The organism is Paraburkholderia sp. GAS32, assembly GCF_050434225.1.
Lineage (GTDB): Bacteria > Pseudomonadota > Gammaproteobacteria > Burkholderiales > Burkholderiaceae > Paraburkholderia > Paraburkholderia madseniana.
This window is the reverse complement of record NZ_JBNPVS010000046.1, coordinates 1-17929: the sequence shown is the minus strand read 5'-3', so window position 1 is coordinate 17929 and position 17929 is coordinate 1. Positions and strand designations below refer to the sequence as shown.

Sequence of the window (17929 nt, the reverse complement as noted above, 5' to 3'; positions counted from 1 at the left end):
TCAAGGCGCGGGCACCTCAGCTTCCCGCAGATCACGATAGGCGGGGTAGGGATCGTTCAGGAAAGCGGCGTTGACAATGGGCGGCAGGCAGCCGGCAGATCTGTCCGGGTGGCAACTGCCGCGGCTCTCATGCGGCCTGTCCCGAGGTGCGCATCCCCAACCTGGCGAACAGGGCCTGGTCCCGTTGTGACTGCGGATTGGCCGTGGTCAACAGCTTGTCCCCATAGAAGACGGAGTTTGCGCCCGCGAGGAAGCACAGCGCCTGCATGGATTCGTGCATTGCCTCCCTGCCGGCGGACAGCCGCACCATGGTCTGCGGCATGGTGATACGGGCGACGGCGATGGTCCGCACGAACTCGAACGGGTCGATGGGCGCGGTGCCGGCCAGCGGGGTGCCGTCCACCTGCACCAGGTTGTTGATCGGCACCGATTCGGGATAGGGGTCGAGATTGGTGAGTTGCGCAATCAGCCCGGCGCGTTGCTCGCGCGATTCGCCCAGCCCAACGATGCCGCCGCAACACACATGAATGCCGGCGTCGCGCACGTGCGTCAGGGTGTCGAGGCGATCCTGGTAGGTGCGCGTGCTGATGATGCGCTCATAGAACTCCGGCGCGGTATCGAGGTTGTGGTTGTAGTAGTCCAGCCCTGCCTCTTTCAGCCCATTCGCCTGGTCCGCGTTGAGCATGCCGAGCGTCACGCAGGTCTCCATGCCCAACGCCTTCACCTCGCGGATCATGGCGGAAACGCGTTCCATGTCACGCTCCTTGGGACTGCGCCAGGCCGCCCCCATGCAGAAGCGCGTTGCACCCTGGGCCTTGGCCGCGTTGGCGGCGGCAACGACCTCTTCAAGCGGCATCAGCTTGCTGGCCTCTACGCCCGTTTCGAAATGAGCCGACTGAGGGCAATAGCCGCAGTCTTCCGCACATCCCCCGGTCTTGATCGAAAGTAGCGTCGACAACTGCACCTCATTGGAGTTGAAATGCTGCCGATGCACCTCCTGGGCACGAAACATCAGGTCCATGAAGGGCAGGCCGTAGAGCGCCAGGATGGCCTCCACGCTCCACCGCGCAACGGTACCTGACTCGCGCGCTTGCGCGGCGGCAGGGGCGGCGGTTACTGCGGCGGCCCCGGCGCGCAGCGAGGCAAGGGAGACGATGGCAATGGGTTTCATGATTATTCCGTTCTACGTAGCTTTCTCAGACGCCCGGCGCCTGACCGGCGATGGTGACGCGCTGCCCGTAGCGGTTGAGCGGGTAGTAGTCCCAGACCGCGTGGTGTTGTGTGCATCGGTTGTCCCAGAACACCATCGAGTTCAGCGTCCAGGGGATCCGGCAGACGAGCGGTGGCGTCAGTTCGATCATTCGATAGAGCATCTCAAGCACGCACCTGCTCTCGTAGCTGGTGAGCTGGACGATGCGGGACGTGAAGCCCCGGTTGACGAACAGCAGCTTGCGGCCGGTCTCGGGATGGCGCACCACGATCGGATGCTCGGCGGTCGGAAAGCCTCCCTCCGGCGCCTTGTGTTTGTAGTTGCCGACGTACGGAATCGCGCCGTCGTGAATGGCGGTCATGCCCTCGAGCAAACTCTTGAGTCGATCCGACAGCATGTCGTAGGCGAGGTACATGTTGGCGAACATGGTGTCGCCGCCGATGCCTCCCTCTGGCATCTGCGTGACGTAGAGCATTGAGCCCATTGGGGGTTCGGCATCGCACGACACATCCGTGTGCCAGCCTTCGCCGGCCACACTCCTGGAGTGCTTGCCAGCCTTGACCTCGAAGATCTCCGGGTCCTTGCCCGGCTTTACGGCGTTGAGCGGATGCACGTGCAACGCGCCGAAGCGCCGGCCGAGGCGCTTGTGCTGCTCGGGCGTCATCTGCTGGTCGCGGAAGATGACGACCAGATTCTCCAGCCACGCATGACGGATCTCGTCGAACTGTTGATCCGAGAGTTCGGTGGACAGATCCACGCCGCCGATTTCCGCGCCGATCGTGTGCGTCAGCGGCTTGACGCTGATGGTTTCGTAGTGCCGGCGAGGACGGCTGTTCCACGCCTCGATGGCGCTTAATCCATAGTCGTTCATTGTTTGCTTCCTTCCTTTCGTGATGCCAGGTATGTGTCTCGTAGGGTGTTCTTCGTGACCTTGCCCGCGCCGTTGCGCGGCAGCGCGTCGACGAACTCCACCAGGCGCGGTTTCTTATAACCGGCGATGCGCTCTGCGCAGTGGCGCTGCAGTTCTTCGGCCGTGGTCGTCGTGCCGGTGCGCGTGACCACGAAGGCCGCGACCGTCTCACCCCACTCGGAGTCGGGCAGCCCCAGCACGGCGGCTTCCGACACTGCGCAATGGCTGACGAGCGCATCTTCGACTTCGCGCGCGTAGACGTTGAAACCGCCCGAGATGATCATGTCCTTGTTGCGGCCGACGATGTACAGAAAGCCGGCCTTGTCGAAGTAGCCGAGATCACCCGTGTAGTACCAGCCGTCACGTACCGTTTCGGCAAGCAGTTCGGGCCGGCGCCAGAATTGCACCTCGCCGATGCCGCGATGCTCGATCGTGATTTCGCCGATCTCGTCCGGCGGCAGCGCGGCGCCGCTGGTGTCGCGGATCACGATGTGTACGTTGGCCGTCGGCCGTCCGCACGACAGCAAGCGGTGCTCCTGCGTCACATCACCGACCAGATGATCGTCTGGGTACAGCACAGTCAGCGGTTGCGCCGCTTCCGTCATGCCGTACTGCTGGCGCAGGATCGGCCCGAATGCGGCGACCGCACGCTTGATGAGCGCGGGCGGCGTCGGTGCAGTGCCATAGTGGATGCGCCGCAACGATGACAGATCCGCCTTGGCGCCGCCTTCCACTGCGTCGACCAGGCGGTTCAGCATCGTGGGCACGAGCATGATCTGGGTGATGCGGTACCGCTCGATCAATGCGAGCACCGCCCCCACGTCGAACCCGTCTTCGATCACGTTGCGCGCCCCGCACAGGTAGCAGGGCAGCAAGTGGACTCCGGCTGCGTGCGTCAATGGGCCGACGTGCAACATCGCGTCGTCCGGACCAAGCCGATACTCCATCGCGTCGAAGTGATTGGTGAGGCGGGCCTGCCAGCGCGCGAGCGAGTAGGCCACCCCTTTGGGCTTGCCGGTCGTGCCCGAGGTATAGGCGAGGCGTAGCAGATGTTCGGAGCCGACCTCGATTGCGGGTGCTGTCTCGCTCGCGGTGCGGACAAGTGTCTCGTACTCGATCGTTCCCGGTGCCGACCATCCGAGCGCGACGACGTGCCTGAGCGCCGGCGCCGGGGCTGACGGCAGGCGGGCGGCCAGCCGCGCGCCGACGTCGCGGAACTCCGGGCCTACGATCACGATGGCAGCTTCGCAGTCGTTGAGGATATCCACCTGCTCATGCAGTGTGTGGCGGGCATTCAGTGGCACGTAGGTCAGCGCGGCCTTCTCCGCTCCGAAGAAGCTGTCTACGGTCTCTTCTGAATTGGCAAGCAGCGCCGCGATGCGCTCGCCGGGCTTCAGCCCGAGCGAGATCAGGGCGTTGGCCAGCCGATTGCTGCGTCGTTCGACCTCATCGAACGTGATGTTGCGGCCCTGAAAGACGAGGGCGGTTCGGCTCGCGTGCTGAGCCGATGCCCAGGAAATCATGCGGCCCGCAATCTGAGTGCTCATATAAAATTGTCCGATTGTCTACAATAGTAGGTGGCAAAGCACCGAAAATCGGTGCGGTACGTCAGCCTTGCTGAAGGTGCTTCACGGCTGCGACGCGCGACGCCTCGACGAGGCCTTCGAGAGCCGCTGCGGCGAGGTCGGCGTTGCCGGCCTCAAGGGCGATCACGAAGCTGCGCCAGCTGGCGGCCGACTGTGTGCGGCGTTGCGGTTCGCGCAATCCGAGCCGGGTATATCGCGCTGTCTGGTTGACGAGCGACTCCAGCATCTCCACCAGCCGATGGTTGTCGCAGGCGGCGAGTAGCAGCCGGCTGAGCAGCATGCTGATTTTCGCGTGCTCTTCCGTCGCGCTCTCCTGACCGCCGAGCGCTTCCAGAGCACGAACTTGCTGATCCACCGCCTTGATCAGTGCCGGCGGCGCAGGGCAGATCTTGCGGGCAAGCAGGCCGATGAGGGAGCGCCGAACCTCGAAGAGGTCGTTGACTTCCTTTGCGCTGAGTTGCGTGATGTGCGCGCCGCGCTGTGGCAAGATGCGCACGACGCCACTCTTTTCGAGGATCCGCAGCGCTTCCCGGATCGGGCCGCGGCTAACCTGGAACTGCGACGCCAGCTCCTGCTCGCGCACGCGATCGCCTGGCTGGTAGTCGCCTCGTAACACCGCGTCGGTGATGCTCTCGGCGATCTGTTCCGGCATGGTCAGGGGCCGCGGGCTGCCGCGGCCTCCGCGCGAACCGGTGGGGACCGCAACATCGGCAATGTTGTCGTCAGTGGTCGACATGATTCCGTTTAGCTTATGTAGGGTTGTAGTACTGCACCAGCAGTCTATCATAACGTATTCGTGTTGACAATATTACAATATTGCTTGGGCGTCAAGCCGACCGCTGCGCGAGTTGCTACCGCCCTTGAATCGATGCCTCAGGGACCACCATTTCGCCAGGATCGGCTTCCAGCTCACGGTCGCAAGTTTCTTCAGTCGCGTCTTCATGCTGATTCCGGCGCTGGCGTCAACCAGGCCGCCAACCCGGGACGCGTGACCATGAAAATCATGGGAGCACGGCCTCGCTGGCACCCTGAGGCGTCGGGGCCTTGCTACACAGGCGCCGCGCCGCCATCAGGAAGAACAGCGCCGACGCGATGGCCACGATATCCGCCCCCAACAACACCTTCGTGAGCGGCGCGCTTACGCCGGCGCGCGCCAGCGCGTCGCTCACCGAGCCAATGGCAAAGCTGCCGATGGCGACGGCGAAGACGTTGATCAGCAGCATGCAGCAACCGGTAATGGTCGAACGCATCTGCGGCGGGGTCAGGCTCTGGATGACCGTGATGGCCGGCCCATACAGCGCCAGCGGGAGGAAGAATCCGGCGCACATCCCCACGTAGAACAGCGGGGAGCCGGCCGGCGCCAGGCGGTAAGCGATCATCAGCGGCGCTGCCAGCAGCACCAGTATCAGCATGAACGTAGCGAGCCCGCCAGGGAGGCGGCGCGCATAGCGGTCGCCCAGCGCGCCACCGGCGATCGAACCCAGCGTGCCGAAGACGATCTGCAGCATCCCGATCGTCCTGGCGATACCGGCGCCATCGAAGCCGCGCTCACGCACCAGCCATAGTTGCGTGAATGAAAGCCCGGCCGCGACCATATGGACCAGTACGAAACCAGCGATCGTCAGCACGATCGCCGGGTTCCCTCGCAGCAGGGCAACGACGGCACGCACCTGCGCGGCGAAAGGTTCGCCGCGCGCGTCTTGCGGCCGCTCGTCGCGGTGCTCGCGCAGCAGCGATAGCGGCAGCGCGAGAGCCATCCCGATCGCGCCCAGCGCAAAAAAGGTCGTGCGCCAGCCATGCTCGGCGCCAAACGAGCCGGCGAGCAGGAAGCTACAGCCGATGCCAACCGGAATGCCCATGAAGAACAGGCCAATCGCCGCGCTTCGCCGCTGAGAGGCGAAGACTTCATACAGCAGCGCCACGGCGGCCGGGATCAAGGCGGCCTCGCCACTGGCGACGAGAAAGCGTGCTGCTACCATCTCCCCGAACGTGTGTGCCGTGCCGGAAGCCGCGGTGCATACGCTCCAGATGACGAGACCGACGGCGATCAGGCGGGGGCGACTGAAGCGGTCGGCGAGTGTTCCCATGAGCACCGACATCACACCGTAACTCAAGACCCACACGGCACCGACCAGGAAGCCGTACTGCGCGTTGCTGAGCGCCAGGTCCCGCGTGATCTGCGGCGAGAAGCCCAGCAGCATGTTGCGGTCGATTTGACCCAGAAGATGAATCGTCAATAGTGTGGCGAGCACAGCGCCCGGCCTGTTCTTCCAGTTCATGCGTGTCTCCTTTTCGGCGACATTGGCCGAATTCGTATGATTGTCGACACATTGGCCCCCAAATACCTTAGCAGAGCCGTGCGTCCTCAGTCGTGTTCGATCACCGAGAGGTCCTGGCCTTCACGCACCGCTTCGCCTTCCTTGACGAGTACGGAGATCAGGCGGCAGGTCTCGGGCGCTATCACTGGAATTTCCATCTTCATCGATTCCAGTGTCAGAACAACCTGATCTTCATCCATGCTGTCGCCGGGTTGCGCATCGATCCGGCCGAGGCCGGTGATCTTGCCGTCAGCCGGCGTCGACTCGCGATCGGCGGCTACTGCCGACGTGGCAAGCGTGCCGATTTCCTTGAACGAACCTTCGTCGAGCAGACGTTCGACACGTTCCCGGGCGTTCAGCGCGCCGGTCGCGCGCCGCTGCTCGAGCTTGGCGCTGCCTCCCATCGCCAGGGCATGGCGCACGCGGGCGTCGAATTGTTCAGACTGTTCTGAATATGTGGCGGTGGTCACAGGGGAGGCTCCGAAAGAGGTGTCGCGATGATGGCTACAATAACAGCAAGTCTTATTGTTGACAATGACACAATCTGTAAATATCATTGAGTCAAGGGAGCAGCCGCGGATACTGAAATGAATATTGAGACGAACACCGAAATGAAACGCGTTCTGGTCACGGGTGCGGCCGGCCTCATTGACGACGCTCTGACAGAGTCCGAGGCGCTCGGCTTCGAGGCGCTCGGCTTTGTTCACGACGGGACCCCTTCGCGACTGGTTGTTCGCGCCATGGAGAATTGAGAGATGTCACTGACACACACAGACGTCACCCGGATCCTCGAGTTGCTCGATCGAGCCGCCGAACTGGATTCTCTGGAGGTAAGGCTGGGCGACTTCGTCGTTCAGGCAAGCAAGCCCGGTGCCGTCGCCCCGGACAGCGCGGCGGTGTTTCGGCCCGCTGCGACGGCTTCGCAGGCAGCCACGCACGTTACGCTGAACGCTGCGCCGGCCGCGGAAACCGCCGTGCAGATCCCGGAAGGCATGGTCGCGATCCGTGCCCCGATGGTCGGTACCTTCTATAGCAGCCCGCGCCCAGGCGAGCCGCTGTTCGTCGAAGAGGGTGGGGTGGTCGAGGCTGACACAACCGTTTGCCTGGTCGAGGTCATGAAAATGTTCAATTCGGTGGAGAGCACCACGCGCGGCATCGTTCACAAGATCCTGGTCCGTAACGGCGAACTGGTGCAGCACAACCAGGTGCTCATGCTGATCACGCCGCTTCCCGCCTGACCGAAACGAGGAGAGTCACTCATGGTTCCAGTCGTCAAGCACGACATCCGGCGCGTCTTCGTCGCCAATCGCGGCGAGATCGCCGTGCGTATCATTCGTGCCTGCCGCAGCCTCGGCATCGAGACGGTAGCTGGCCTCTCAGAGGCGGACGTCGAAAGCCAGGCCGCGCGCCTCGCCGACCAGCACGTTGTACTTGGCCCGCCCCCCGCTTCGGAGAGCTATCTCAAGATCGCCAATCTGGTACGCGCTGCGAAAGAATCGGGCTGCGATGCGGTGCACCCCGGTTATGGCTTCCTCTCCGAACGCCCGGCGTTTGCTCGCGCCTGCGCTGAAGCGGGGCTCATCTTCATCGGCCCGTCGCCCGAAGCGATCGACGCGATGGGCGACAAGATTACCGCCGTGGGCCTCGCCGCCAAGGCCGGCGTGCCGCGCGTGCCGGGCTCCGGCGCGTTGGCCGACCCTGAAGCCGCGCGCCGGATCGCCGCGGACATCGGTTATCCGGTGCTGATGAAGGCGACCGCGGGCGGCGGCGGTCGCGGCATGCGCGTCGTGCGCTCCGACGACGAGGTCGAAGCCGCGTTCAAGTCGGCATCGTCGGAAGCCCAATCGGCCTTTGGCGATGCGACGCTCTATGTCGAGAAGTTCATCGAGAAGGCGCGGCACATCGAGATCCAGGTGATGGGCGACCAGCATGGCAACGTGGTGCACCTTGGTGAGCGCGAATGCTCGACCCAGCGCAGGCACCAGAAGCTCATTGAAGAGGCACCGTCGCCGTTCCTCTCGGATGACATGCGCGTGCAGATGGGCGATGCAGCGGTGGGCCTCGCTCGGAACGTCGGGTACTTCGGCGCCGGCACCATCGAGTTCGTGGTCGACGACAGGGACGGCAAGTTCTATTTCCTCGAGATGAACACCCGCATCCAGGTTGAGCACCCGGTCACTGAAGAGGTGACGGGGCGTGACCTGGTGGCCGAGCAGATTCGCGTCGCCTGTGGGCTGCCGCTGTCGTTCAGCCAGCAGGACATTGTGCTCGACGGTCACGCAATCGAATGCCGCATCAATGCCGAGGATCCGGACAAAAACTTCCTGCCGCGGCCCGGACGCATTGATCGGTGGCAGCCGCCGTCGGGCTTTGGCGTGCGGCTCGACACGCATTGCCATGAGGGCTACACGGTGCCGCCGTACTACGACTCGCTGATCGCCAAGCTGATCGTCCATGCGCCGACGCGCGCCGAGGCGATCGCGCGAATGAGCCGGGCGCTGGCCGACTTCCACGTCGAAGGTCCGGCTACAACGATCGCGTTCCACGAGGCAGTCCTCGAGCATGACGATTTTGCGAAGGGCCAGGTCACGACCCGCTGGGTCGAAGACACTTTTATTCCGGCCCGCAAGGCGGCGCTGAAGGCGGCCAAGGCCGTGGAGGTGCAATCATGATCGCGCGCGTCCAGTTCTCCGATGTGAGCTTGACCGACGGACAGACCGTCACCTGGTCGGGCGCGCTGTCCACTGCAATGGCGCAGCTTCCGCTCGCGCGAATGGCGGGAACAGGCCTCGCCGAGGTTGAGGTCATCAGCACCACTACATTTAGTGAGTGCCTTGCCCGCGGCGAGGATCCCTGGCAGCGCGTGACGGCATTGCGTGCGGCCGCCGGGCCGCTGGTACTGCGGGCACGTCTGGACCTCCTGACCGAACACGGAGGCCGCGGTGCCGACGTGCTGTCGCCCGAGGTTGGCGCGGCCTGGATCGCCGAGCTCGCTGCGCGTGGCATCGCGCAGGTGGTCATCGTCGATCCGCTGTTGCAGCGCGACCGGCTGCGCCCGATGTTCCTCGCGGCGCGCCGGGCCGGTGTCAGTGCCATCGGTGTGCTGCCGTACGACGCCGATGAGCGTCGCACGGACGCGTGGTACTGCACGCAGGCCGCGCACCTTGTGGCCGACGGGGCCGAGCGCGTGATGCTGCGCGACGAGGCGGGCGTGCTGACGGTGGACCGCATCGCGACCTTGATCCCCTTGCTGCTCGAGACGCTGCGGGCAACGCCGTTGCAATTGCATACGCGTTGCCAGACGGCGCTCGCACCGCAGGTCGTCATCGAAGCGGCGCGCCTGGGTGTGGCGGGCATCGACACGGCATTGCCGTGCGTGGCCAACGGCGCGTCGGTACCGTCGCTGACGAGACTCGTGCGCTCGCTTGCACTGCTCGGCGTCGACGCCGATGTGCCGGACATGGCCGGTGTTGCAGAAGCCGACGCGGAGCTGGGGCGGATTGCTGACGTTGAGGGCTTGCCGGCGGGTGCGCCGTGGGTGTTCGACGTGGCGCCCTATGTCCACCAGTTGCCAGGAGAAATCGCGGCGCAGGCGATGGACGCGTTGACCCGGTCGGGTCAGCTTGCCGGGCTGCACGCGTTCGCCGAGGAATGCGCTCGCGTGCGCGCCGAGATCGGGAACCCGCCGATGGTCGCGCCGTTCGCCGGACCCATCGCGGCCCAGGCGTGGCAGCACTTCAGCGGCATGGCGCGCTATGCCGAGCTCCAGCCCGGCCTGCGCCGCATCCTGCTCGGCGCCTACGGGCCGGTCGATGGCGCATTCGATCGCGGACTGCAGCAGCGCGTCGGAGCGCTGGCGAAGATCGAATGCAAGAGCCTCGAGGACATCCGCCGCTCGATGCCTCTGCTTGACGATGCTTCGCGCCTGCTGGCGCATGCTTTCGCCGCAGACCCGTCGTCACTGCCTCGTGCGTCGAGCGCCGGCGAACTGACTTATCGGCCGGCCTCACCTTGGGACCGCCTGGCGCTCGGCCTTGTCCAGCGCTCGCAGCGCTACGCATTGTTGAGCGTGACGGGCCCGGGTGTCGATATCCGCCTTCACCAGTGCAAGGAGTAGCCTCAATGTTCGAACACCTGAAGAGTCTCGTCGCGGCTCAGACCGCGCGCACTGGCAAGCGCCGCACCATCCACCTGACAGACGACACGCTGCGCGATGCGCAGCAATGCCTGTGGGCCACCCGCATGCGCACTGAGCACATGCTGCCCATCGCCGAACGCATGGACCAGGCCGGCTTCGTCTCGATGCAGACGATCGCGCTGGTCCAGTTCGATGCGAGCGTGCTGTTCCTGAATCAGGACCCGTTCGAGCGCATCCGCCTGCTGCGTGAGCGGATCACCCGCACGCCGATGCGTGGCGCCGTTCGTAGCAACCTGATGCGCGGTTTCTTTCCGGTGGCCGACGATATCACCGACCTCTTTGTCGAACGGCAGATCGCCAACGGCATCCGCGAAATTGCAGTATTCGATGCCTTGCTGTGCTCGGACAATCTCGCCTCGAGTATCGGCACGGCGCATCGGCTCGGCGCCAATGTGACGCTCGGACTTGGCTACAACATCGCGCCTGGCTATGACGACGCGCTGTATGCGAGGAAAGCGCGCGAAGGCGTCGAGCGTTTCGGCGTACAGACCGTCGCGCTCGGCGATGCGGCTGGCATCCTCACGATCGACCGGGTCCGCACGCTCGTGCCGGCGCTGAAGCAGGCGATCGGCGACAAGCGGCTGGAATTCAACACCCACTGCCTGACCGGGCTCGGGCCATGGCTCGCGATCGAGGCCGCGGTGCACGGCGCGGACAGCATCCTGACGGCGGTCGATCCGCTGGCCAACGGCAATTCGCTGCCGGCCAGCCAGATGATTGCGCGCAATCTGCGCGAGATCGGCTTTGATGTCGTGGTCAACGACGGCTTGCTCGACGAGGTTGGGGACTACCTCGGCGCAGTGGCGCAACGGGAGCAGCAACCGGTCGGGGCGCCTGCCGAGTACGAACCCAGTCACTACGTCACCCAGTACGCGGGCGGCGCGATGAGCAATCTGGAATCGCAACTCAGGCAGGCCGGGATCGCCGACAAGCTGCCTGCGGTGCTCGAAGAGATTGGCCGCGTGCGCGTCGAACTCGGCTCGCCGATCATGGTCACGCCTTATCCCGCGATCGTCGCGGCACAGGCGGTGATGAACGTCCTCAACAACGAGCGCTACAAGGTGGTGCCTGACGAAGTGAAGAAGTACGTCTGCGGCTATTTCGGCGAGTTGCCCTTGCCCGTGGATCCCGACGTCAAGGACCGCATCCTCCAGAACGGCTCGCGCGATGTCGCGCTCACACCGCCGCCGCTCGAACCGGTGGTGCCGGGCCATCGCAAGCGCTACCCGAAACTGGACGATGACGCCCTGCTGCTGCGCTATATGTATGGCGACGAGAAGATCGACGGTCTGTCACCCACGGGCAACGGCGACGAGTTCAGCGTGCGCAATCCGCTCGCCGATCTGGCCGCAGGTCTCGGACGGATTCGACGGCGCGTCCAGGTCACTGGCGCGACCTTTGGAGCCCGCATATGAGCCGGCCGCTACCCCAACCGACCACGGAGACCGCGCCGTTCTGGGCGGCCGCCAGGGCGGGCAGGCTCGCGATACAGCGCTGCACCGCCTGTGCACGGCATCAGTTCTACCCCCGACCGTTCTGCACCGTTTGCCTGTGCGACGACATGGAGTGGGTTGATGCGAGCGGCCGGGGACGAATCTACACGTACACGATCTGCCGCATTGCCGCCAACCCGGCGATGGCTGACAAGGTGCCTTACGCGATCGCGATGATCGACCTGGCCGAGGGTGTCCGCATGCTCACCCAGATCGTCGATTCCGACCTGGATCAGCTCAGCGTCGGCGCGCCGGTCGAAGTGGTGTTCGAGTCGATCAGCGACGACATCACGCTTCCTCAATTCAAACTTTCGGTGGCTTCATGATTACAGACTCGTTCGATGCCGGCGCGGCGAAGTTTCCCGACCGCGTCTGCCTCCAGGATTCGAATACCCAGCTCACATACGCAGAGGTGGAGAGTAATTCGCATGCGGTCGCCTTCGCGCTCGGCGAACTCGGCCTCGGCGACGCCCATGTCGGTATCCTGACGCCGAATAATCTGATCGGCTTCGTCGCGATGCTCGGTATCCTTCGCTCCGGCGCCACTTACGTGCCGCTAAACGGGCGCGACGCCATTGACGACCTGATCTGGTTCATGCATTTCACCGAGGTGAGTGCGCTCGTGTGCCACGCGCAGTTCACCCCGCACCTGGCGCGCATTCGCGAAGGCGTACCGACGCTGAAGGTCGTGATCGGCCTCGACGAGCCAGTTGAGGAAGGCGGGCCGTGCATCGCCGGCTGGAGCCGCGCCCACGCCGGCCACCGCGTCGCCGTGCGTAAGCCGCTCGACGCCGTGGCGCAGATCAAGTCGTCCGGTGGCACCACCGGACGACCCAAGGCCATCATGCAGACCCATCGCTCGCTGCTGACGGCATACCGCATCCAGAACCAGTTTGCCGTGCCCGGGAAGGACCCCGTGCATCTTGTGGTGGCGCCGCTTACGCACGCCGCCGGCGCGACGACAATGGCAATGGCGATTTTCGGCGCACGCAACGTGCTCACGCCGTCCCCGGACGCCGGTGGCATCCTCGAGGCGATCGAGCGCGAGAAGGTCACGCACCTGTTCCTAACCCCGACCATGATCTACCGGTTGCTCGCGCATCCGGACGCCAGCCGTCGCGATACTTCGTCGCTCGAATGCGTGATGTACGGCGCCGCGCCGATGTCGGTGGAGAAGCTGAGGGAGGCGCTGGCCTTGTGGGGGCCGGTGTTCTTCCAGGCCTACGGACAGGCAGAAGTACCGGGCGTTATCACCTGCCTGTCGCGCTCTGACCATGACGTCGGCGACGATCTGAAGCACCTGAAGCGCCTAACTTCGGCGGGCCGGCCCACTGGCGCCTGCGAAGTGGCGCTGATGGACGATGACGGGCGCATCGTCGGTGTGGGCGAGCGCGGCGAGATCGTGGCCAAGGGCGAACTGGTGTCGCCGGGGTACTTCAACAACCCGCAGGCCAATGCCGATGCGCACCAGTTCGGTTGGCATCACACCGGCGATATCGGAGAGTTCGACGCTGACGGTTACCTGTACATCGTCGACCGCAAGAAGGACATGATCATCTCCGGCGGGTTCAACATCTATCCCGGCGAGATCGAACAGGTGATCTGGGGGCATCCGGCCGTGCAGGACTGTGCCGTGGTCGGCGTGCCCGACGAAGACTGGGGTGAGCGCGTCACCGCGGTGGTCGAGCTCAAGCCCGGTCAGTCGGTCAGCGTCGACGAACTGATCGCGATGTGCAGGCAGCGCCTGGGCAGCACCAAGGCCCCCAAGGATGTGGTGTTCTGGGAAACGTTGCCGCGCAGCACGGTTGGCAAGGTGCTCAAGAAGGACATCCGCTCGCAATTCGGCGCGAAGAGGTAAGCGACGATGAAGAAGCACGCACTCGCTCACCAATATGCGATCGTCGGCATCGACGAGGCCGGGCTCGGCAAGGCCGGCCCCGGGGACACGGCGCTCAGCCTGCAATGCCGCTCCGCGCGCGGCGCGATGCTCGACGCAGGCATCGCGCCGCACGATATCGATGGCGTGTTCGCCTACTGGGACGACCGCGCGGCCGGGTTGCTGGTTACCGAATACCTCGGCCTGAAGCCGCGCTACGTTGACAGCACCCTGGTGGGCGGCCAGTCGAACATCACGAACCTTGTCCACGCGATCGGCGCCATCGAGGCCGGCCTGTGCAACGTGGCGCTGATCACCTACGGTAGTACGCAGCGACTGGACCGCAGCCGCCAGAAGGGCGGCCACGCTACCGACCCACGCTCGCCCAACGGACAGTTCATCCAGCCCTATGGAATGCTGAGTCCAATTGGTTTCTACGCGATGCAGGCGCAGCTGCACATGCATCGCTACGGCACGAAGCCGGAGGACTTTGGCGAAGTCGCGCTGGCCGCTCGCAAGTGGGCACAGCTGAATCCGAACGCGGCGGCGCGTGAGGACCTGACGATGGAGGCCTACCTGGCTGCGCCGATGGTGTCCGATCCGCTGCGCAAGTACGACATCTGCCAGGTGACCGACGGTGCCGGAGCGATGATCGTGACGCGCGCGGACCGTGCCCGCGACCTGAGGAAGCGCCCGGTTGTCGTACGAGGCTTCGACGATGCATATCTGCACCATACGACGCCGCTACGCAGCAACGACTGGCTCGACGACGATGTTCTCGCGACGTGCGGCGCCAACGCACTGGCGATGGCGCAGACGAGCCGCAGCGACCTCGACGTCGTGCAGATCTACGATGCGTTCACGATCAACGTCTTGCACGGCCTGGAGGCCTTGGGCTTCTGCGCGCCGGGCGAGGCAGGCGCGTTCGTGCGCGACGGCCGGATCGCGCCGGGCGGCGCATTCCCACTCAACACATCGGGGGGCGGGCTGTCGTTCAACCACTCCGGACAATTCGGCATGCAACTGATGATCGAGGCAGTCCGGCAGATGCGCGGCGAGGCCGGGGAGCGCCAGGTGAAGGATGCGCGATCGTGTCTGGTTCAGGCCGGCGGTCTCGTCATGTCGGCGTACATGGTGATGGTCCTGGGCGCCGACTGAACATGCTGTTCGCGGTATCGAGGGCGGACACTGAACCCCGTCGTGTCTGCCGATGCGGTGTTTCGTCGTGCTACTGGCAAGGAGTTGACAAACTGCTCGTGAGGGCCGTTTGAGGACTATCCGTCACTGTCGTCTCATGGCAGCGACGGATTGCGTTGTGAAGGTGGATCTGGCAGTTACGGGTTGAGCACATTAATTAATTAGGAGACAGAATGAAGTTGAAAGGAATCGCTGTGGCCGCGTTGGCCGCAATCGGAACTTCGGCGTACGCGCAGTCGTCGGTGACGTTGTATGGCGTCATTGATTCCGGTCTGCTGTATCAGAGCACCTCGGCTGCCTCCTTCAGCCCGGCGGCGAAGAACCTCGGGAAGGTCTATCGCTACAAGGACGGTGGCATCTATTCGAGCTTCTGGGGCATGAAAGGCACCGAGGATATCGGCGGCGGCTACCACGTCAACTTCAGGCTGCAGGGCGTGTTCGACAGCGGCACTGGCAAATTCGGCCTCTCTGATACGCCGGGCGTTGCGGCGCAGTTCAATCAGGTCGCGACCGTCGGCCTCTCCGGCCCGTTCGGTTCGGTCAACCTGGGCCGCCAGATCGTGCCGATGGCCTACGCGATGGCGGAGACCGACGTTCGCGCGGGCCAGTATTTCGGCAGTATTCTGACCGCGTGGCTGGGCATGAACACGGCGGCGGGCTGGCCGGGCACCAGTACCAACGGACCAATCGGCGCGCTGTACGACAGCAATGCGATCGTCTACCAGTCGCCGAGCTTCGGCGGCGTGAGCGGCGCGCTCGAATACGCGCCAGGCGGCGTCGCGGGAAGCTTCCAGGGTGGTACGCGCGAGTCGGCGGTGCTGAAGTATTCGAACTACGGGCTGAAGCTGTCGGCGGTGTACTACAACGGTCATGACACCAACCCCGGGCCGACGACGGTCGCAACCGGGTTGGACAACAATCGCTTCTGGTATCTGGGTGCGCTGTACACGATCAAGGGCTTCTCCGTTTCAGCGTCGTACAGTAACGGCAAGAATCCCGCGCACTCGAATCTGGTCGACCTGGACCTGTATTCGGTCGGGCTCGGCTATCGCTTTACGCCGGCTTTCCAGGTCACGAGTGGCCTGTATTACCTGAAGGACAGGAATAACTCGGCCAACAAGTCGACCGAGATCGCCGCGGGAGCCGAATACAGCCTTTCCAAAGCCACGCTGGTTTATGCGCAGGTTGGCTACGTGAACAACAAAGGCAACGCGACCACGACCATCACCTATGGCGCGCCCGTGGCGCCACGCATGGGAACCACCGCGGTCAACATCGGTCTGCGTCACTCTTTCTGATCGAACCCGGGACCGGCTCGCACACCCTTCGTACGCGAGCCGCGTCCTATCGCGGCGGGCGCCGAGCGACAGCGGCGAAAGTTGTCGCCACCCGGAAAGGCGGGATGAGCATTGACCTTCCTCACCGACTCGTCATAGTGAGGACCGCGCGAAACCACAGGGCCAATTCCGTCATCAGATTTTCAGACGCGACACCTTGGTACCCGAGAGGGAGACGTCGCCCATCAGACCGGCATTCGTCAGCACGAACGCTTCGACCGGCGCGGTTGCCGTGTTCGTATCAATCACCCCGTTCGCTCCTACCTTCACAAGCGCGACCGATCCTTCGCCCCCTGCTGACCAGCCGTCGGAGCGGCGAAAGCGGTTGAGCGCATCACGCGTCATGAACAGGAAGATGATGGCCTTGGATTGGCCACCCGCCTGGAGGCCGAACGAACCGGATACCGTACTGTAGTAGCCCACCGACTTCCCGCCTACGCGCAATGCACCTTCGCCGTATTGACCGCCCACGACGAAGCCGGCTTGAATCACGGAGGGGAACACGAGCACGCCGTTCGCCTTTGCGACAAGTTCCCGCGAACCCCTGACGTTCGCGTAGAGTCGCGACATGGTGCCCTGGACCTTTGCATCGATTGACCGACGTTTCGCTGCGTTGGACTCGCTGGTCGCTGCATGACTCGTCGTGGCCGTACAAGCCGCGAACGAAAGACCGGCGACAGCGAGCGCGGCAGTCCCTGTCCGTATGAAGTTTCGCCTTTGCATCGCGACCTCCATCATGGTTCGTTGCTAAATTCCTACTGAGGGAGCAACTGACTAAGGTTATATACCATAGCTCTGTTTCGTCCTTCGCCGCAATGCACGGACTGAGTCGATCATTGCGATTTTCCGCCCTGACCGCCGTCCTTATCGGCGCACGCAGACAGCGAACATTGGCGCCTATTCGCTCGCTCCCGTCTCTCATCATAGCGGCAACTGGACAGACAAAATCAGGTCAGGGTCGCGCGCGGATGTTTCTCACCGGAGCCGAATGCTTTCCCGCGAGGCGAAGATCCGTTGAGGGTCGCCTACGGAAGTTCGCCCTCGGACCAGGTCCAGCCAGCTTCAGTCAATCGACAAAGACTTGCGACCGTCCGCTAACGAACCGGCGGGCGACGCGCCCTATAACTCAGCTAATCGGCAGCACTTCAGGAAACCGCGACGCTGTCGTTAACGATTAGACCAAGAGCCGAAACAGTCGGCTGCATCTGATTTGCCTGGAGTACATTCCGGCCGCTCTCTCAGGTTCTGGCAGCGTTTTCCCCTCGGAAATACCAGGACCTTTCCAAGCCGATCCTTTATGGGATCGGTTTTTTTTCGTCCGGCTCCCCCGCGCACTCGGCGATAGCCGGGCGTTGCTAGCATGCGCGGATCAGCCGGTGTTAGGTGCCAAGCTGTGGACGGTGCGGCATCCAGTCTAGCCAACCCCGGCTATCGTTGGCTATCCACTCGCGGGCCTCGGCATCGTCGGTGAAGCCAGTGATCTGCTGTTCGTAACCGTCAGGCCACGTAGCTCGCACGAAATACCCCGATCGGTCATTGAGTTGCACCGCTTCAAACGTGATGCTTTGCGCATCGCTCATCTTGGCCCCCGTATTTTTTGTGTCTCGATCATACGGCGCTGGACGGGTGTCCTGTTGGAATCCGGGTTCTAATCCGGCAGGCGGAGGACAACGTGGTTTGCCAGGATAAGAAGTTGCCCGTCAACGATTGTCAGGCGATTAAGTGCGCTCCCCGGGAAAGGCGATCGGAATTTCTTCGGCGCGAAGTCGGCATCCGCCCACCAGAATTAAAGTAAGAATCCCCG

At 63.9% G+C, this 17929-nt stretch carries 16 protein-coding genes; 8 read left to right on the top strand and 8 right to left on the bottom strand.

Translation table 11 applies throughout. The features are described from left to right. Window positions 1–127: 127 nt before the first annotated feature. From bioB to P3T25_RS37850, 6 genes are all read right to left on the bottom strand, one after another. A complete protein-coding gene (gene bioB / locus P3T25_RS37875; protein ID WP_429362222.1) occupies window positions 128–1171 on the bottom strand; it encodes a biotin synthase BioB in 1044 nt (347 codons plus the stop codon). A 25-nt stretch (window positions 1172–1196) separates the two neighbouring features. Continuing rightward, window positions 1197–2081, bottom strand: a complete 885-nt coding sequence (locus P3T25_RS37870) for a TauD/TfdA dioxygenase family protein (protein ID WP_154564053.1) — start codon at window positions 2079–2081, stop codon at window positions 1197–1199. Then, entirely contained in the window at window positions 2078–3667 is a 1590-nt protein-coding gene (locus tag P3T25_RS37865; protein WP_429362220.1) for a class I adenylate-forming enzyme family protein, read from the bottom strand. The genes P3T25_RS37870 and P3T25_RS37865 overlap by 4 nt, the downstream gene beginning before the upstream one ends. A 61-nt stretch (window positions 3668–3728) precedes the next feature. Further along, window positions 3729–4358, bottom strand: a complete 630-nt coding sequence (locus P3T25_RS37860; RefSeq protein WP_429362218.1) for a GntR family transcriptional regulator — start codon at window positions 4356–4358, stop codon at window positions 3729–3731. A gap of 349 nt (window positions 4359–4707) precedes the next feature. Next, complete coding sequence (locus P3T25_RS37855) at window positions 4708–5985, bottom strand: MFS transporter (RefSeq protein WP_154564059.1); 1278 nt, start codon at window positions 5983–5985, stop codon at window positions 4708–4710. A gap of 86 nt (window positions 5986–6071) precedes the next feature. Beyond that, window positions 6072–6731: a biotin/lipoyl-containing protein gene (locus tag P3T25_RS37850; RefSeq protein ID WP_429362215.1), complete on the bottom strand. Its 660-nt coding sequence runs from the start codon at window positions 6729–6731 to the stop codon at window positions 6072–6074. Between the two features lie 48 nt (window positions 6732–6779). Between P3T25_RS37850 and P3T25_RS37845 the strand changes: the two genes are divergently transcribed. From P3T25_RS37845 to P3T25_RS37810, 8 genes are all read left to right on the top strand, one after another. After that, window positions 6780–7262: an acetyl-CoA carboxylase biotin carboxyl carrier protein gene (locus P3T25_RS37845; RefSeq protein ID WP_429362213.1), complete on the top strand. Its 483-nt coding sequence runs from the start codon at window positions 6780–6782 to the stop codon at window positions 7260–7262. Window positions 7263–7283: 21 nt separating this feature from the next. Beyond that, window positions 7284–8696: an acetyl-CoA carboxylase biotin carboxylase subunit gene (gene accC / locus P3T25_RS37840; protein ID WP_429362211.1), complete on the top strand. Its 1413-nt coding sequence runs from the start codon at window positions 7284–7286 to the stop codon at window positions 8694–8696. After that, complete coding sequence (locus tag P3T25_RS37835) at window positions 8693–10141, top strand: hypothetical protein (protein WP_429362209.1); 1449 nt, start codon at window positions 8693–8695, stop codon at window positions 10139–10141. The genes accC and P3T25_RS37835 overlap by 4 nt, the downstream gene beginning before the upstream one ends. Before the next feature lie 5 nt (window positions 10142–10146). Continuing rightward, window positions 10147–11637 (top strand): carboxylase, encoded by a 1491-nt coding sequence (locus P3T25_RS37830; protein WP_429362207.1) that lies wholly within the window; start codon window positions 10147–10149, stop codon window positions 11635–11637. After that, window positions 11634–12041, top strand: coding sequence for a Zn-ribbon domain-containing OB-fold protein (locus tag P3T25_RS37825; protein WP_429362205.1), 408 nt, complete (start codon window positions 11634–11636; stop codon window positions 12039–12041). Before P3T25_RS37830 ends, P3T25_RS37825 begins: the two co-directional genes overlap by 4 nt. Then, on the top strand, window positions 12038–13573 hold the full coding sequence (locus P3T25_RS37820) for a class I adenylate-forming enzyme family protein (protein ID WP_429362203.1): 1536 nt from the start codon (window positions 12038–12040) through the stop codon (window positions 13571–13573). The genes P3T25_RS37825 and P3T25_RS37820 overlap by 4 nt, the downstream gene beginning before the upstream one ends. A 6-nt stretch (window positions 13574–13579) precedes the next feature. Next, on the top strand, window positions 13580–14749 hold the full coding sequence (locus P3T25_RS37815; RefSeq protein WP_154564075.1) for a thiolase C-terminal domain-containing protein: 1170 nt from the start codon (window positions 13580–13582) through the stop codon (window positions 14747–14749). Window positions 14750–14961: 212 nt separating this feature from the next. Beyond that, window positions 14962–16086, top strand: a complete 1125-nt coding sequence (locus P3T25_RS37810; protein WP_429362201.1) for a porin — start codon at window positions 14962–14964, stop codon at window positions 16084–16086. A 174-nt stretch (window positions 16087–16260) separates the two neighbouring features. Here the strand turns inward: P3T25_RS37810 and P3T25_RS37805 are convergent, their stop codons facing one another. Both P3T25_RS37805 and P3T25_RS37800 read right to left on the bottom strand, forming a co-directional pair. Continuing rightward, entirely contained in the window at window positions 16261–16848 is a 588-nt protein-coding gene (locus P3T25_RS37805) for a BPSL1445 family SYLF domain-containing lipoprotein (RefSeq protein ID WP_429362199.1), read from the bottom strand. Between the two features lie 656 nt (window positions 16849–17504). Further along, window positions 17505–17705: a hypothetical protein gene (locus P3T25_RS37800; protein WP_154560257.1), complete on the bottom strand. Its 201-nt coding sequence runs from the start codon at window positions 17703–17705 to the stop codon at window positions 17505–17507. Window positions 17706–17929 lie beyond the last annotated feature (224 nt).

Bases quoted from the DNA above. Each gene is read 5' to 3' on its own strand.
- P3T25_RS37800 (WP_154560257.1), bottom strand. From the start codon at position 17,705: ATGAGCGATGCGCAAAGCATCACGTTTGAAGCGGTGCAACTCAATGAC.
- P3T25_RS37845 (WP_429362213.1), top strand. From the start codon at position 6,780: ATGTCACTGACACACACAGACGTCACCCGGATCCTCGAGTTGCTCGAT.
- P3T25_RS37805 (WP_429362199.1), bottom strand. From the start codon at position 16,848: ATGCAAAGGCGAAACTTCATACGGACAGGGACTGCCGCGCTCGCTGTC.
- P3T25_RS37855 (WP_154564059.1), bottom strand. From the start codon at position 5,985: ATGAACTGGAAGAACAGGCCGGGCGCTGTGCTCGCCACACTATTGACG.
- P3T25_RS37830 (WP_429362207.1), top strand. From the start codon at position 10,147: ATGTTCGAACACCTGAAGAGTCTCGTCGCGGCTCAGACCGCGCGCACT.
- P3T25_RS37860 (WP_429362218.1), bottom strand. From the start codon at position 4,358: ATGCCGGAACAGATCGCCGAGAGCATCACCGACGCGGTGTTACGAGGC.
- P3T25_RS37825 (WP_429362205.1), top strand. From the start codon at position 11,634: ATGAGCCGGCCGCTACCCCAACCGACCACGGAGACCGCGCCGTTCTGG.
- P3T25_RS37865 (WP_429362220.1), bottom strand. From the start codon at position 3,667: ATGAGCACTCAGATTGCGGGCCGCATGATTTCCTGGGCATCGGCTCAG.
- P3T25_RS37870 (WP_154564053.1), bottom strand. From the start codon at position 2,081: ATGAACGACTATGGATTAAGCGCCATCGAGGCGTGGAACAGCCGTCCT.
- P3T25_RS37815 (WP_154564075.1), top strand. From the start codon at position 13,580: ATGAAGAAGCACGCACTCGCTCACCAATATGCGATCGTCGGCATCGAC.
- bioB (WP_429362222.1), bottom strand. From the start codon at position 1,171: ATGAAACCCATTGCCATCGTCTCCCTTGCCTCGCTGCGCGCCGGGGCC.
- P3T25_RS37820 (WP_429362203.1), top strand. From the start codon at position 12,038: ATGATTACAGACTCGTTCGATGCCGGCGCGGCGAAGTTTCCCGACCGC.
- P3T25_RS37835 (WP_429362209.1), top strand. From the start codon at position 8,693: ATGATCGCGCGCGTCCAGTTCTCCGATGTGAGCTTGACCGACGGACAG.
- accC (WP_429362211.1), top strand. From the start codon at position 7,284: ATGGTTCCAGTCGTCAAGCACGACATCCGGCGCGTCTTCGTCGCCAAT.
- P3T25_RS37810 (WP_429362201.1), top strand. From the start codon at position 14,962: ATGAAGTTGAAAGGAATCGCTGTGGCCGCGTTGGCCGCAATCGGAACT.